Genomic DNA, 14,442 nt, shown 5'->3' on the forward strand with positions numbered 1-14,442 from the left:
CGTCCCTGGGGCTTGCTTGAGCCGGTTGCTCGGAAACGGGCACGGCCGGTTCTGAGGGGGCCGGGGCACAGCAATGTGTCCCGGCTACCCGACCGCTGCCGAAGGACTACCGCCCTGGCGCACGGTCTGGTGCTGCCGCCCGTGCTCGGGAGAGCAGGCGGTGATGAATCTCTTGCCGTCGAGGCGTGGGTCGGTGCGGTGCGTGACCGAGGAGTCCCGGACGAGGGCGTGGTACTCGCTCCCGTCGGAGATCACCGTGCCGCACAGATCGCACAGCTCCGGCAGGGCCTCGTCCTGGTCCTCGATCTCGTTCACGCTCCATGTCCACCCCGACAGTGCCCGTTTCCCTGCTCAGAAGGGGCTGAGCAGATCCAAAGCGGGCACCGATCACAAACTCATCAGCTCCCTCAACGAGGCGATCACCCGGACACCAGCGCCCACGGCACCCGCACCTCCGGAAGCCGAGCGATCCAACCAGACGGACTGCAACCCTGCGTCCCGCGCCCCGACCGCGTCCTTTTCGTAGTCATCACCCACGTACGCCACCTCGGCGGGCGTCAACCCCAGTGCCTCGCAGCCCGCCAGGAAGATGCTCGCCGCCGGCTTGGCGGCACCGTGTTCCTGGGAGCAGACCAACGGCTCAGTGAAGTAACCGAGCAGCCCGATCGCATCCAGCTTCGCGCGCTGGTGTGCGGCCACCGAGTTCGACACGACGCCGAGTCGGAATCGACCCGCCAACGCGCCCAGCGTCGACTGAGCATCGTCGAACGCCCGTCGGCTCGTATCTCTGCGCACCGCGTAGCTCGCGAACCACGCCGTAGCCGCCTCGTCCGTCAACTCAACTGCGCCGACCACTCCAGCCTGTGCGAGAAATCGTCGTATCCGTGCGGCCTTCTGGGCGGCGAACGTCAACTCGCCGCTCAGGAACCGTGGGTACTCCTCCTCCCTGACTTCCCGCCACACACGCAGCGCCTCCGCCGGCGACGCGAACCGGTCAGAGAGCCCTTCGGCAACCAGATGTTCGTGAAGTCCGGCCTCCTCGGCCGTCTCGTAGTCGTACAGGGTTCCATCGACATCGAACAGCACTCCACGGATCGTCATGCCGATCATTCTGGCGGGCAACGCCGATCCAGCACAGGCCCTTGATCAAGAGCGACCTTCGGAAACAGGCACTCCCGCAGAGGCCGCCCGATGCGGCCGAGTTCCTCGATGCGGGCGGCGCGTCTTGCTGTCGTGGATCACGGCGTTGGTGGTGGTCACGTCGGCGATCACGTTCACGGCGCCTTCGTCGCAGGTCTCGGTGACGTGCGCGAGGAAGCCCTTCCAGCGGGTGTCGCCGCGGCGCGCGAACCGGGCCGTCACGTCGTAGGGCGAGACGATCGCCGTGCCGGAGTGCGGAAGGCCAGATGCGCCCGTCCGTGAGCCGCGGCAGCGGCAGGGGCCGGGGTGCGACGCAATCCGGACTCGCGGGTTCGGAACCCAGGGCGCTGTTCACTCCGACAATCGGGATCATCGGCAGCCGGCCGTGTTGGCGCATGGGGCCGCCTGAACAGCAGAGACCGCCCGGCCCTGGTGGCCCGAGCGGTCTCTCCGCGCTTCCCGGCACGTTTCCCGGTCCGCTCCGCGAGCGGTGGACGTCGGGTCAGTCGCGGGTGGTCCAGCGCTGGGTGGCGCTGGTCGCGGAGGGCGCCGTGAGCGTCGCGCCCATGCCGGACTGGTTGCTGGGGGTGTCGAGGACGTAGCCGGTGTTCGGGTCGGTGATCTTCAGGCTGCCGTCGTCGTTCCGGGCGACCCGCCACTTCCGGGACGCGGACTGCGGGTCGGACGGCTTCACCGTGACCCGGTAGCTCGGGTAGCCGCTGGACGTCAGGGAGAGGGAGGGGTTGCAGCCGTCGTGGATGCGCACCGTGCCGTCCGCGTTGGCGTCCAGCCGCCACTGCTGCCCGAGGTCGGACGGGCTCTTGTCGTAGATGGAGGCGTAGCTGTTGGGGAGCACCGTGCAACCGCCGCCCTGGTGCGACAGCACGAGGTTGCCACCGTTGGAGAGGAAGTGGGGCCGGCCGTCGCCGACGGGCAGGGGCCCGTAGTAGATGGTGTGCCGGGCCAGCAGGTCGAGCGCCGCGCCGGTGGTGGCCAGCGGCGGGACGGCGGCGGGGCGGACGGTCTTGTAGTGGTCGGCGAACGTGGACGACGTGTGGTCGAGCATCACCTTGGCGGTCCCCTGCCAGCCCCCGTCGACCTTCCGCCACAGGTCGAGCAGGGAACCGGCGATGTTGCCGGAGACCGCGTCGCCGATGTCCCAGCCGCTGCCGTAGGTGAATTCGGTGCTGCTCCCGTTCGACCACACGTAGCGGTTGTCGCCGAGCAGGTAGGCGCCGACGGCGCTGGCGAAGCCCTCGACCCAGGCGCAGGAGCGGTTGCTGGCCGTCCAGATGGACGTCGGGGTGCAGATGCCCTCGGGCGGTATGCCGCCGTAGAGGCGGTCCATCAGGAAGTGGCCGCCCTCGTGCAGGACGATGTGCTCGGAGTCGGGGTCGGCGGCGGAGAGGCTGATGCTGTTGTCGAGGTTGTACACCGGCCCGCTGGTCGAGTTGGGGTTCCAGAAGACGGTGAGCTCGGTGCAGGAGTCGCTGTTCGGCTCGCGGGCGCTCCAGCAGTCGCTGACCGGGTTGCCGCGTCCCCACCACAGGAGGTTCAGGGTGTCGAGGACGTGCCAGGCCCGGGAGGTCTGGGCCGGGGGCTTGATGACGCCGAGGGAGGCGCTCGCGGAGAGGTTCTGCTGGACCGGCGAGTCGACGGTGTACCGGTAGGAGGGCACGTCCATGGACAGGACCCTCCACATCCTGGTGCTCTCGGAGGAGAACCGTACTCACATGCTGTTCATCGTCGTGGTGGTCGTGGGGGTGTAGCAGAGCTTGAAGCCTCCGTCGGACACGGCGGTGAGGTCGTAGTCGCCGAGCGCGTGCGGGGTGTCGCCGGCCTTCTCGCTGCCCCACAGCTCGACGTTGGCGTTGCGGACGGGCTTGGTCCGGGTGGGCTTGGCCGGGCCCTCCTCCGCGTTCTGGTAGTCGTACTGGAAGGTGCCGCTCAGGCAGATCGGGCTCGCGGCGACCGCCGAGGCGGGGGCCGCCGCGAGCGGGACGACGGCGAGCACGGCGAGCAGCGCCGTGCCGAGGGCGGCGAGCCGTTGGGTCAGGCGGGTGCGCAGGGGTATGGCCATCGAGGTCCTCTCGGTGAGGCCGCCGGCCGCGACCGGGCATCGATACGGATGCGGGCGTTCGGCGGCGGTCGGTCACTGTTCGCGTGCCCATGGTCGGTGCACGGTTCCGCTCGCGGTAGGGCGTACGGGAGGCGGGTGCGGCTTGCGAGGCGCCGCCCGCGCCGGTTGTGAAAGAACTCCCGTGGGCGGGTGGCGGCTTGCGCCGTCGCCCGAACCGAGCAGGAATCTACACAGCTCAGTCACGAAGGGAGTTGCCTATTCCGTTTTTCCCCGGCTCAACGGTCACAACCGGCCATGCTTTGGCATGTTCTGGTCATACGCCGGATGTGCTTCAAGCCAACAGCCCTTGAAGTATCCCGAGTTGAGTCATCGTCACTTCGCAGACGGCTCACGAGTGCCGCCGCTTCCCGCCGGTCGGCCCTGGGCCCGTAAGAACAGACTGCCCGCCGCCCGCCACGAGGTGGGTAGAGTCCCGGCCGCCGGCGAGGCGTCTGCTCGGCGCGCCCACCACAAGAAGGGCACCGAGCCGAGAAGGACCGCCGCGAAGAGCTGAATGCAGTGTTCAGTACATCGGAGCAGGTGTCTCCGCCAGAACGCCGACGCCGTGCACGCGCATCGACGCGGTCAGTGCGAGCGGACTGATACCCAGGGCGGTGGCGATCTCGGGGGCCATGTCGAACGCCCGCCACTTCCACTCCTCCTCGGCCTCGTTGTCGCGCTCGCTCTCGTTCCACAGCGGCGGCAGGCCCATCCGCTGCCGCTCGGCCTGTTCCTGCACAAGGGGTCGTCCCAGCGTGAGGAGTCCGTCGTCGGTCTCGCCGGTCTCGCAGTATCGCCGCACCACGACCCCGTGCTCCGCGATCAGCCAGGCCGAGCCGTCGTTCTGTGTGCCGAAGTAGTACGCCTGCGCCACTCCGTAGCGGGAGCTGAGGTCGGCGCACAGACGCAGGACCTCGTCGCGTCTGTCGGTGTTGCACGGATCGCACCACGGGCCGATCACCAGAGTCCATCCCTCGATCTCAGGACTCACGTACACCCGGGCCAGTCCATCCGGATTGTCCTCCGCCTCTCCGTGTCCGTCCTCGTCGATGACGGCCTCGGCCTCGGCGAACGTCACGGGTACGGGTCGGGTGAGGCCCAGGGACGCAATGACTCCCGCTTGGTCCCCGGTCGGTACGGCGATTCAGTAGAGCCAGCACGTCGACAGCGGCCTTGGCTGGTCGTCCCTCGCGATTCTCACGACCACAGCCTGGCATTACGGGCCCGCTTGTTCGAAGCCGGATGCTAAACGACAGGCTGAACTTCTGTGGAGCGGCCACGCGGAGTGAGCGAGTCGCTGCCGAATGGGATGGGGTGGGGTGGGAGCTGGGGTGAAGTGAGCTCCAGGGCGCGGTTGTCCCGCCCGGCAGCCATTTGGTCGAGCCATCGTTCATACCAGGCCAGAAAGTCCGGGGCCGAGGAGACGTTCGGACCCCAGAAGCCGTCTGCGTTGCCGATGAGCATGCGCCCGGTGAGAGGTCCGGTCAGGCCTATGAGGACGAGATCGCTGCAGCCGCGTTCGATGACGTGCAGGAACAGGTCCCCACGGCGGGTGGGGCGGTAGGCCCGGCTGAATCCTCTCGGGCCCGCGCTGGCGTCCCGGGAGTTCATCGTGAAGAGCGTGCAGCCCGCCAGCGGGATCAGTCCGTAGTACGGAGACGCGCCGCTGCCACCCATGGTGGTGAGGAAGTCTCGATAGGGCCGTGGAAGTTCCACGTCGTGCTCGGCCTCGAAGACGTCCGCCTGCCCTTCGGTGAGGCGGGGGCCGAGACGGAACCCGTGCCGCTCCTCCCCGAAGGAGTGGCTTCGGGTGGGCACGTAGGGGATGCGTGCCAGCTTGCGTCGCAACCGCGGGATGCGGGAGTCCATGCGAGCTCTTCTCTCGTGTCGCCCGCAATCTATCGCATGGCACCAGAGCTCAGACCGGTCGGGACGGGAGCTCAGACCGCTGTGCGCGGTGCCCGCTGTGACGGCCCGTCGAACCGCACCGCCGCCGCCTGGTGCGCAGGCGTCGCCGGCGCACCGGCCCCGGAGGGCAGCACGATGCCGGCGGTGGCGGCCAGTCGGCCCGCGTGGACGGCGGCGGCGAGGGCGAGGGCGTCCAGGGCGGCGAGGTCGGCGGGCCGGAAGCGGCCGCTGGCGCGGGCCGCCTCGGCAAAGGCCCGCGTCCGGTGCGCGACCTGGTGGAAGGCCCTGGCTGCCGCGGCGGGGCCGTCGGGGAGGTCGACCGGGGGAAGGTTCCTCCAGGCCGCCCTCAGCGCGGCCACCCGGGGGTGTCGGGAGCCACGCAGCTCGCCGCCCATCTCGGTCGCCGCCCACGCACTGAGCGCGTCCGCGACCAGCATGGAGCCGCCGCTCGCGCCCTGCCGGGTCGCGTACGGGGCGTGCCGGACGACGGGCGGGGGCGGCGTGAGGCCGGCGGCGGGCGCGACCCGGCGGGTGTGCTCGTCCGCGGCCCGGGTGACGGCGTCCAGCACCGCCACGTCGGCGCTGCGGAACCGGCGCGCGGCGCGGGCGGCGTCGGCCAGGGAACGGGCCGCCCTCGCCAGCCGGGCGTAGGCGCGTGCCACCGCCACCGGTTCGACGCCGGGGCGTGGGATCCCCTGCCAGGCCCTGCGGAGTGCGGCGACGCGCGGATGGGCGGAGCGCGCCAGCCGGCGGCCCGTCGGCGTGCCGGCCCAGGCCGCGAAAGCCGCGGCGACCCGGTCGGCACCGTCGGCCAGCACCGCGCGCCGATCGGCCCGCTCCGCCCTGGCCACCGCCGCGACCTCGGCGTCGAGCGCGGCCAGGCGCCGGGCGGTGGCGCGGTCGACGGGACGGCCGAGGACCCGTGCGGCCAGAGTTCCGGCCCGCCGGGACAGGGCGCGCAGCGCGGTCCAGGCGGGCGTGCCGCCGTAGCCGCGGGTGGTGAGGTCGTGGGCGAGGTCGGCCGCGTGGCGGGCGACCGACCGGCAGGCCGCGGCGCAGATCCCCCGCAGGAGCCGGGTGGCCCGGTACTCGCCGTCGGCGAGCACGGTCTGCTGCCCGACGGCCTCCGTGACGGCGGACCAGGCCCCGACGGCGGCCGCCTGGACCGACTGGACCTGTGCCCACTGCGGCAGCGCCAGCCACCATTCCGCGCGGGCCCGTACGGTCTCGATGGCGGAGGTGAGTTCGGCGAGGGCCTGCTCGGGCGGGAGCCCGGCCTGAGCCGCGTCGCCCGGGGCGGGCTCGTGCCGGTCGTCCCGCAGGGTGGCGGTCAGCACACCGAGGCGCTCCCGCAGGAGCGCGGCCTGCTCCTGCGGCATGTCGGCGGTGAGCGCCAGCGCGTCGGACATCCAACCGTCGCCGGTGGAAAGGGACTTCGCGGCGGCGCCCCCGTCGGTCGCGGCCCGGGTCGTGCTGTCGCCCTCGGCCTGGGTCATGTCGTCGCCGTCGCCTGGCCCCGCGTTCAGGCCATGCAGGGCCGCCTCGTCCTCGGCCCGCTCGCGCTCGCGTTCCCACCTCTCGTGGTCGCGGACCTGGACGATCCAGAGGTCGTCTTCCTCGACGAGCTGTTCGTAGAGCGAGGTCGGGGCGTTCGGTCCGGTCATCGCGCGGTAGGCGTCATGGGGCCGGAACGCCCCGCCGCTGGTCATGAGCTCCTCGGACTCCCCGCCCCGGTGGACCCAGAGGGACTCCTCCTCGGTTCCGCGCCGGTAGGCGCGCACGTAGGTGCTCTCGCCGACCCGCCGGGACTCGACGATCCCGTACGCCGGGTCGCCGAAGACGCTGTAGGACGGCTCCGCGCCGTCGGCCGTGCCGGCCGCCGCCGCCTCCCGGACGGTCCCGCCGGTCGTGGACGGTGGGGTGGGGCCGCCGGCCGCAGCGTCCTCCGGCGTGAGCCGGTCCCGTGCTCCCGTGTCGGGTTCGGCGGGTTCGGGTGGCATCAGGTCCTCCTCGGGGTCGGGCGGTGTCCACCGGGCCTCGGCGGGTGGGCGGGGTGTCGTCGGACCGGCGTACTACAGCGGCGGTTCCTCGGTGCTCAGTTCGGCGGCCAGGGCCGGGCTGGGGTGCTCGCGCTCTCGGGTGCCGAGGCCGCCGGGCTCCTCCAGCCATCGGCGCAGGGTCTCCTCGTCCGGCCCGCCCCAGGGCCGGCTGGCCGGGTCGGCGTGCCCGTTGGCGCACTTCGCGCGGCGGGTGGTCGGGAGGAGGTTGTTCGCCGTGATCAGCCAGTCCGCCTCGGCGGTGTCGCGGCCCGGGCTGGGGCAGGTGTAGGAGCGGACCCATCCGATCTGCAGCGCGAGGAGGACCTCGATGACGTCCTCGTGCCGGTGCCAGCAGGGCGGTACCGAAGCCCGGGCCTCCGGGTTGACCTCCACCAGCCAGCGCAGCCAGTGCCCGAGCTCCTCCAGCCGGGAGCGCCGTTCCTCCGGCTCCATGTCGCGCAGGACGATCCGCGGCACGGGCGCGGGGTCGGGCTCGGGGACGTCCGTCCACGGATCGGCCGGGTCCAGGCCGTCGTCGGTCAGGTCGGTGCAGGTCTCGGACACGGGGTGCTCTCCTCAGGACTTGGTCAGCGGGACCGGGGGTGTCGTGGGTGAATGCTGCGGCCCCGGCGGGACCACCACCGGCGCGGGGCCCGCCGCAGCCGTCGGCTCGGGTTTCCCGGCCAGGAGCCCAATCAGGTCCGGGTCGGCGTAGGTGCGGCGGAGCCTCACCCGCACCGGGCGCTGGTTGCCGTAGACGGCGATGGCGGTGAAGTCGGGCAGTTCCCGCAGCACGTGGGTGGGCGCGAGGTCGGTCTCGACCAGCTGCTCGGAGGTGGAGCTGCCGCCGCCTCCCCTGCTGGTCGACGTCCTCGTCACCAGGGCCCGGCCGAGCAGGTTGGTGAAGGCCTTCAGCGTCTCGGGGTCGGCGTTGCCGGGCAGCAGCATGCGCAGGCCGGAGGCGTTCATGACGGTGTTGGCGGCCTCCCGGCCGAGCACGCCGATCAGCTGGCTGAGGTCGTGCCACACGGTCAGCACGGTGATGCCGATGCCGCGTCCGACGGTCAGCAGTCTCGGCAGGGCCTTGTAGCGGAAGCAGTTGCCGGCCTCGTCGATGACGAGGCCGAGCGCGGGGTCGAGGGGGCGGCCGGTGCGCTGGTAGCGGGCCTGGGCGGCGTGCACGATGCTCGCGGTGATGGCGGTCAGCAGCGGCGCGAACCGCTCGCCGTCGGCCTCGCTGGCGATCAGGCAGACGGTGCCGCACCGGTCGAGGACCTCCTCGGCGGTGAAGTCGCTGGCCGCGGCGGTGGCCCGGACCTCCTCGTCCGCGTAGACCTTGGTGATCACGCTCAGGGTGAACTTGATGCTCCCGACGCCGTCGGGGTGCAGCGCGAACGCGGCGGCGTAGTCGTCCGCGACGTCCGGGTGGCCGCCGTCGACCAGGATCTCGCGGACCTCGTCCGCGGCGTCCTCGGCGAGCGCGAGCCAGCGCCGGAACGTGGTGATGTCCCCGCCGGCGAGGTTGGCGGCCAGCAGCACGCCCTTGACGACGGCCTTGGCCTGGTCGACCCAGGGGCCGGACCGCGGATCGCCGGCGGTGGAGGCGGCGTCGGCCAGCCAGCCGGCCATCCGGTCAGCGGCCTTGGCGTCGGCGCAGTAGTCGACCGGGGACCAGCGGGCGGTGGGGCGGTCGGGCAGGCCGGCCGGGGCGACGACGTGCACCGGGCCCAGGGCCGCCCGCCGCGCGTACACCACGTCGAGGTCGGCCGCCTTGACGGTGGTCATCACGCAGGGGCCGTACCACTCGGCGGCGATCGGCAGCACCAGCCCGGTGGTCTTGCTGCTGCCCGGCAGGCCGAACACGGTCGCGGAGATGTTCTCCTTGGCGGCGAGGATCCAGTTCCGGCGGGCCCTGCTGCGGCCGAAGGCCATGCGGTTGCGACGCCGGTCGGGCTCCTCGGGCACCTGGAGCCGGCGTTCGGTGGCCCGGCCGCCCCAGCGGGCGCCGTCCGCGCCGGGGTCGGTGCCGCGGCGCATCCACAGCCACGTCCCGCCCGCGACCGGGCCGGCCCAGATCAGCATCAGCAGCGGCCACCACAGCCAGCTCGGCGGTGCCGGGGCGAAGGCCGCGGCCGGGCCGCGCAGCGGCCAGGTGACGGCGGCGAGGCCGGCGCCGCCGAGCAGGCGGCAGGAGGTCCCGGTGAGCAGGGCGGCGGCCCGGGCGGCGATCAGGCCGGAGGCCAGCAGCCACAGCACCGCGGCGCCGAGCACGGTCGCGGCCCAGGTCGGCTCGGAGCGCTGGTCGCTCGTCACAGGGCCATCCGCTCGTCCGTGTGGTACAGCTCCTTCTCCTTCTCGGTGAGGTGGAGCTGGACCGGGAAGGCGCCGGAGCGGCCGGGCATCCACAGGCCCCGGCCGGCGTGCGCGCGGCCCCAGCCGGAGATGAGCTCCACCTGCGGGTCGGTGAGACCGACCGCGTCCCGGATCGGCCCCAGGGCCTTGGCGTCCTGAGCCATCGTGATCTTCGTGTCGAACGAGGAGACCATGTGCTGGGCGATCATCGCCGCCTCGCTCCCGGCCGCGCCGACCGCCTCGAAGTCGCTCAACCTGTGGGTGGCGGCGAGGTCGAAGACGCCGTCGGCCCGGTGCAGGCGCAGGTCGCTGTCCAGCTTGCGGATCACCGTGGCGCCGCCGACCTGGAGCGCCCGCCACAGCTCGTCCCTGACGACCAGGCGTTGGGGCCCGTCGGGTTGGTCGATCGCGGCCTGGGTCCAGCTGGAGATGCACATCATGATCATGGCGACGGTCTCGTCGCCGTAGGCGCGGGTGCGGGAGATGTCGATGCTGACCATCGGCGCCGACCAGTCGATGCGGCTGGGGGAGGACTCCGCGGTGCTGAACAGGTCACCGACGTGCCCGTCGAGCATGGTGGCCAGCGCGGCCCGGGACGCCCTGGTCGCCTCCCGGGTGGCCTGGATGTCCTCGCCCCGGATCCGCAGCTCGCGCGCCATCTCGGTGCTCGGGTCGCGCAGGGCGGCGTGCACGGCGCGCAGCGTCGGGGTGGCCAGGACGGTGGTGCCCCTCAGCTGGCCGGTGACCTCCTTGATCGCGGCGGAGATCGCCTCCGTCTCCTCCGGCGTCAGCGGGCGGCGCATCTGCAGCTCCAGCAGCGTGCACAGCAGACTCAGGCGGCGCCGGTGGATCTCCGTGAGGCGCTCGCGCCACTCCACCGGGTCGGTGACGCGCTCCAGGCCGTCGCCGAGCGAGCCGGCGTCCAAGGGGTTGACGCGCCCGGGCAGGCCGGGGCCGAGCTCCAGCGGCTCGCACCCCAGCCAGCGGCACACCCGCCCGTACTCGCCCTTCACGTCACCGGCGATCAGGACCTTCACGCCGAACGCCGCCAGCCGTGTGGACAGGGCCTTGATGAGCGCGCTCTTCCCGGCTCCCATGGTGCCGGTGACCAGGACGGCGGGGTTGGAGACGATCTTGTGCTGGACCCATGCGCCCGGGTGCATGGAGAACTGCCGGCCGGTCAGGACGTCGTGGCCGATGTAGGCGCCGACCGGAGGCAGGGCCGAGCCGCCCCCGAAGGGGTAGAGGCCGGAGACGTTGTGGGTGTCGCAGCGGTGGACCTCGGGGGCCGCGACCCGTACGGCCCTTCCGGCATGGGGGCCGGGCCACCCCAGGAGCGGCGTCGGCGGTGCGGCGGCCGGGCGCCGTGGTGCCCGCCGTCCGCGCTGGGCGGGAACCGGCGCCGGCCCGGTCGTCAGGACGTCCGGCAGGCCGATCGAGCTCAGATCGGTGTCCCCGCGGCGCATCCAGTCGCTCAGGCGACCCATCAGATCACCGCCCGCCGCTTGACCGGCAGACCCAGCCCGAGCGGCAGCGTCGCCGCGAAACCCGAGTCCTGCGCGGCGTAGAGCTCGCGCAGGCGCAGGCCGGAGGTGTACGCGTCGCGCTTCAGCCGGGCGGTCGCCAGCGGCAGCTCGTCGGGCTCGTCGACCGTCACGGTGACCACGCCGCTGAAGCGCGCGATGCCGTGGCCCGCCGTGCGGGCGTGGTCCTGGTCCTGGGTGTCGACCAGCGCCTTGCGCTCGTCCAGGGACTCGATCCGCCCACCCCGTGCGCGCACCCGGCGCTTGACGTCGGCCTTGGTGCGCTCGCGGCTCAGCGTGGCCCGGGCGGTGCGGGCACCGAGGCACTCGTAGGTGAGCGAGACACTCCGCCGGGCATTGCCGGAGGGGCTCATCAGCGGAGTCAGCACGCTCGCGTACACCCGGCCCTCGGGCCAGCCGTAGACCTCGAAGCTCGCCGACACGCCGCTGTCGTGCCGGTAGCGGCTCCAGTGCTGCTCGGCCGCGGCGGGGCCGGCGGCCGACTCCTCCACCCCCGGCGGTGTGCCCGCCCACCCGGGTGCGCAGGCGGCCGCCGCATGGGCGGCGAGCACGGGCACCTCGCCCGGGTCGTAGGCGGTGCGGATCACCTCGACGATCTGGCCGACGGTCAGCGTGGCGACGACCTGGAGGTCGGCGGCGGCGATCGCACCCTGCATCGCGAGCAGCTCGCGCACCAGGACGGCCGTCGCCCCCAGGGTGCCGCCGCCCGAGCTCCTGATGTCCTGGCGGACCCGGGACGCGGCCAGGGTGACGGTCAGGTAGGTGCGGCGGGTGGACGCCGCGGGCGCCGCCTCGGCGGCGAGAGCGGTGACCAGGTCGTGGGCTGCGGCGGGCGCACCCCGGTCGAGGTGGCCGGTCGTCCACGCCATCAGCGCGGTGCCGTCCTCGGGAGCGGACCGGTCGGTGACCGAGATCCGCACGATCGGCCCACCCTCGACGCAGTGCCCCCGGAGGAAACCGCCCCAGCCGGAGACCCGGGCGTTCACCCGGGCCGTGTCGGCGAGCGCGATCCCGGGGTAGCGCACCTCCATGATCGCCGAGTAGTGGCCCTGCAGCGGGTCGTGGACGACGCCGATCTCCCGGCCGGCCCCGGTGGGCACCGTCAGGAACTCCAGGCGGGCCAGCACGCCGGGCAGGTCCGTGCGCCGCGACCCGTCGGCTCGCCGGGGCGCGAACACGCCGCTGAAGAACATCGTCTGCCTCCTGACGACAGCAATCTGGAATCGGACCGTGAGTACCGCCCACTCCGCCGCGGTCAGGCCGTACACCCGCAGGTAGACCGCCGCGAGCAGCAGCAGCGCGATCGGCACGGCGACGATCTCGCCCGCCCAGGCGTGGGTGTAGACCGGCAGCATCGCGACCAGGCCCGCGCCGGCGACCGTCACCAGTCCGCTCAGGCTCAGCTCGCCCAGGTACGGGCTGCGCTCGCGCTGCCAGCCGCCGTACGTCGCCGGCTCCTCGGGGGACGTCACGGCCCCTCACCTCCTGATGGCGGGTCGGCCGGCAGGGGCGGGACCGGTGCCGGGGTCGGGTGGGCGGCGGCCGCCGGGACGTCCGTCGCGACCGGCTGTGGGGCAGCCGGCGGCGCGGGTGCGCCCGCCGGGCGCACCGGGGCCGTGCGCGGCGTACCGGGAGCCGGAACGGGCTGCGCCGCAGCCGCGCCGGAGTGTGCGGTCGAGGACCGGGCAGCGGGGGCCGGACGGGGCGCGGCAGCGGCCGGGGCCCTTGCGGTGCCCGGCGACCCGGCCGGCGCGGAGGCCTCGCCGGAACGGCTGGGCGGGAGGTTGACGGAACCGCCCATGTCGCGCCCGGAGCCGAGCCCGGCGTGCGCGGCCATCGCGTCCAGACCGCCGGAGGCCAGCTCGGTGCCCGCCTTCACGCCCTGGGCGGCCATCAGCCCGGCCATCACCGCGCGGCCCGCCGAGGAGCGTCGTCCGTCGTCCGCCCTGCGCCGGTCGGCGTCGTCCGACTCCACCGCCCTGGCCAGCGCCGGCCCCGGCGGCGCCGCGCCGCTCCCGGACGGAACCCCGCCGCCGCGGCCCCAGATCGCCGAGGCCGCGGTGCCGCCGACCGCGCCGATGATGCCGCTCGCGACCGACCCGCCGCTGGAACCCCCGCCGGCGAACGGCATGAAGCGGGCGGTCACCGGCCAGGCGACGGCACCGACGCCGACGACCAGCAGGCCCCCGACGACGCCCGTGACGGTGGTGGCCGCGCCGACCATGCCCTGCCCGATCAGCAAGGTGATCACGACGACCGGCTTGATCATGACGATCGAGTACACGGCCTTGCGGGCGGTCGACGCCCACTGCCGGGTGAACTCGCTGATCGCCCCGGCCGCCGACACCGGGAACGCCACGACAAGGAGGTCGAGGGCGTCATGCCGGAAGATGAACTCGATCCACATCAGCCCGGCGACCAGGCAACCGACGACGCCCAGCACCAGCAGCCAACCGACTTCGGAGACGGTGTCCATCCCGGCGAACAGGCCGCTGATACGGGCGACGAACTGGTCGGTGGTCAGGCCGGAGGAGCGGATCATCCAGTTGGAGACGTCGTCGGCGGCCCAGATCAGGGTCTGGGTGACGGTGTACATGGCCGCGCAGCTCAGCCCCCACTCGACCAGGCCCGTGACCGCCGTGGCGATCCCCTTGCCCTCGTGCGAGACGCAGGTGCGGGTGACCTCCACGCACAGCAGGATCGTGGCGATGACGGCGGACAGCTGGAGCATCAGGGCGAGGGTGTCCGAGATGCCGTCCGCGTCCAGGTCCACGACGGACCCCTCCAGCACCGTCTTGGCCATCTCCCCGAGCACCCACTTCGCCGCACTGGCGAAGGTGCGCGCGAGGCGGCTGGTCCCCTCGTCGGCGATCGCGGCACCGGGGTTCTTCAGGGCTGCGGCGAGGCTGTGCTTGGCGCCGACCATGCAGTGGGTGCTGTTGGTGTGCTGCTGGCACCACGCGGCCATCTCCTTGTCGGCGTTCTCGCAGTAGACCTCCATCCCGGGCAGGGGCAGGAGATCGGCGTCGCAGTACTTGTGCTTGAAGGTGGCGTACACGCAGGTGGTGAGCGGGTCATCCCTCAGCCCGAGGGCCTGGCAGCCGTCCTCGTCGAGCGGTACGCAGCCGCCGCGCGCGTCCATCTGCTCGGCCGGGGGCTTCGGTTGCAGACCGGTGGCGGTCGGTTTCTCGGGCTGCCCGACGGGCCGGGTGTGCGCGGGGCAGGGCGTTCCGGTGGTGGCGCCCGGGACGGGAACCGGCGGGGGCGCGGCGGCGAACGCGGCGGTGGGCCCGGTCAGCGCGGCCAGGACGAGCACCAGGACCAGCATTGCGCGCCGCAC

At 73.0% G+C, this 14,442-nt stretch carries 13 protein-coding genes; all 13 read right to left on the reverse strand.

The features are described 5' to 3' along the window. Window positions 1–84: 84 nt before the first annotated feature. Window positions 85–315: a hypothetical protein gene (locus ACWGJO_RS26755; RefSeq protein ID WP_452187517.1), complete on the reverse strand. Its 231-nt coding sequence runs from the start codon at window positions 313–315 to the stop codon at window positions 85–87. 72 nt (window positions 316–387) lie between these two features. Continuing rightward, window positions 388–1,101 carry an HAD family hydrolase gene (locus tag ACWGJO_RS26760; RefSeq protein ID WP_452187519.1) on the reverse strand — a complete coding sequence of 238 codons (714 nt, stop codon included), beginning with the start codon at window positions 1,099–1,101 and terminating at the stop codon, window positions 388–390. 45 nt (window positions 1,102–1,146) lie between these two features. Then, complete coding sequence (locus ACWGJO_RS26765; RefSeq protein WP_452187521.1) at window positions 1,147–1,362, reverse strand: hypothetical protein; 216 nt, start codon at window positions 1,360–1,362, stop codon at window positions 1,147–1,149. A 280-nt stretch (window positions 1,363–1,642) separates the two neighbouring features. Then, complete coding sequence (locus ACWGJO_RS26770; protein WP_452187523.1) at window positions 1,643–2,824, reverse strand: RICIN domain-containing protein; 1,182 nt, start codon at window positions 2,822–2,824, stop codon at window positions 1,643–1,645. A 45-nt stretch (window positions 2,825–2,869) separates the two neighbouring features. After that, window positions 2,870–3,220, reverse strand: a complete 351-nt coding sequence (locus tag ACWGJO_RS26775; RefSeq protein ID WP_452187525.1) for a hypothetical protein — start codon at window positions 3,218–3,220, stop codon at window positions 2,870–2,872. Window positions 3,221–3,782: 562 nt separating this feature from the next. Then, on the reverse strand, window positions 3,783–4,337 hold the full coding sequence (locus tag ACWGJO_RS26780) for a hypothetical protein (protein WP_452187527.1): 555 nt from the start codon (window positions 4,335–4,337) through the stop codon (window positions 3,783–3,785). A gap of 167 nt (window positions 4,338–4,504) precedes the next feature. After that, the gene (locus ACWGJO_RS26785) at window positions 4,505–5,128 is read right to left on the reverse strand and encodes an SMI1/KNR4 family protein (protein WP_452187529.1); all 624 of its coding nucleotides are present in this window, start codon (window positions 5,126–5,128) and stop codon (window positions 4,505–4,507) included. Between the two features lie 71 nt (window positions 5,129–5,199). Beyond that, on the reverse strand, window positions 5,200–7,167 hold the full coding sequence (locus tag ACWGJO_RS26790) for a hypothetical protein (protein ID WP_452187531.1): 1,968 nt from the start codon (window positions 7,165–7,167) through the stop codon (window positions 5,200–5,202). Between the two features lie 72 nt (window positions 7,168–7,239). Further along, a complete protein-coding gene (locus ACWGJO_RS26795; protein WP_452187533.1) occupies window positions 7,240–7,770 on the reverse strand; it encodes a hypothetical protein in 531 nt (176 codons plus the stop codon). Window positions 7,771–7,782: 12 nt separating this feature from the next. Continuing rightward, window positions 7,783–9,519 carry a type IV secretory system conjugative DNA transfer family protein gene (locus ACWGJO_RS26800; protein ID WP_452187534.1) on the reverse strand — a complete coding sequence of 579 codons (1,737 nt, stop codon included), beginning with the start codon at window positions 9,517–9,519 and terminating at the stop codon, window positions 7,783–7,785. Continuing rightward, the gene (locus tag ACWGJO_RS26805; protein ID WP_452187537.1) at window positions 9,516–11,045 is read right to left on the reverse strand and encodes a type VI secretion protein; all 1,530 of its coding nucleotides are present in this window, start codon (window positions 11,043–11,045) and stop codon (window positions 9,516–9,518) included. The genes ACWGJO_RS26800 and ACWGJO_RS26805 overlap by 4 nt, the downstream gene beginning before the upstream one ends. Further along, on the reverse strand, window positions 11,045–12,574 hold the full coding sequence (locus ACWGJO_RS26810; protein WP_452187539.1) for an SCO6880 family protein: 1,530 nt from the start codon (window positions 12,572–12,574) through the stop codon (window positions 11,045–11,047). The genes ACWGJO_RS26805 and ACWGJO_RS26810 overlap by 1 nt, the downstream gene beginning before the upstream one ends. Then, window positions 12,571–14,442 (reverse strand): hypothetical protein, encoded by a 1,872-nt coding sequence (locus tag ACWGJO_RS26815; protein ID WP_452187541.1) that lies wholly within the window; start codon window positions 14,440–14,442, stop codon window positions 12,571–12,573. Before ACWGJO_RS26815 ends, ACWGJO_RS26810 begins: the two co-directional genes overlap by 4 nt.

This window comes from Kitasatospora sp. NPDC054795, from assembly GCF_053611565.1.

Excerpts from the sequence above, each read along its gene's own strand:
- ACWGJO_RS26760 (WP_452187519.1), bottom strand. The coding sequence starts at position 1,101 with ATGACGATCCGTGGAGTGCTGTTCGATGTCGATGGAACCCTGTACGAC.
- ACWGJO_RS26770 (WP_452187523.1), bottom strand. The coding sequence starts at position 2,824 with ATGGACGTGCCCTCCTACCGGTACACCGTCGACTCGCCGGTCCAGCAG.
- ACWGJO_RS26775 (WP_452187525.1), bottom strand. The coding sequence starts at position 3,220 with ATGGCCATACCCCTGCGCACCCGCCTGACCCAACGGCTCGCCGCCCTC.
- ACWGJO_RS26785 (WP_452187529.1), bottom strand. The coding sequence starts at position 5,128 with ATGGACTCCCGCATCCCGCGGTTGCGACGCAAGCTGGCACGCATCCCC.
- ACWGJO_RS26790 (WP_452187531.1), bottom strand. The coding sequence starts at position 7,167 with ATGCCACCCGAACCCGCCGAACCCGACACGGGAGCACGGGACCGGCTC.
- ACWGJO_RS26805 (WP_452187537.1), bottom strand. The coding sequence starts at position 11,045 with ATGGGTCGCCTGAGCGACTGGATGCGCCGCGGGGACACCGATCTGAGC.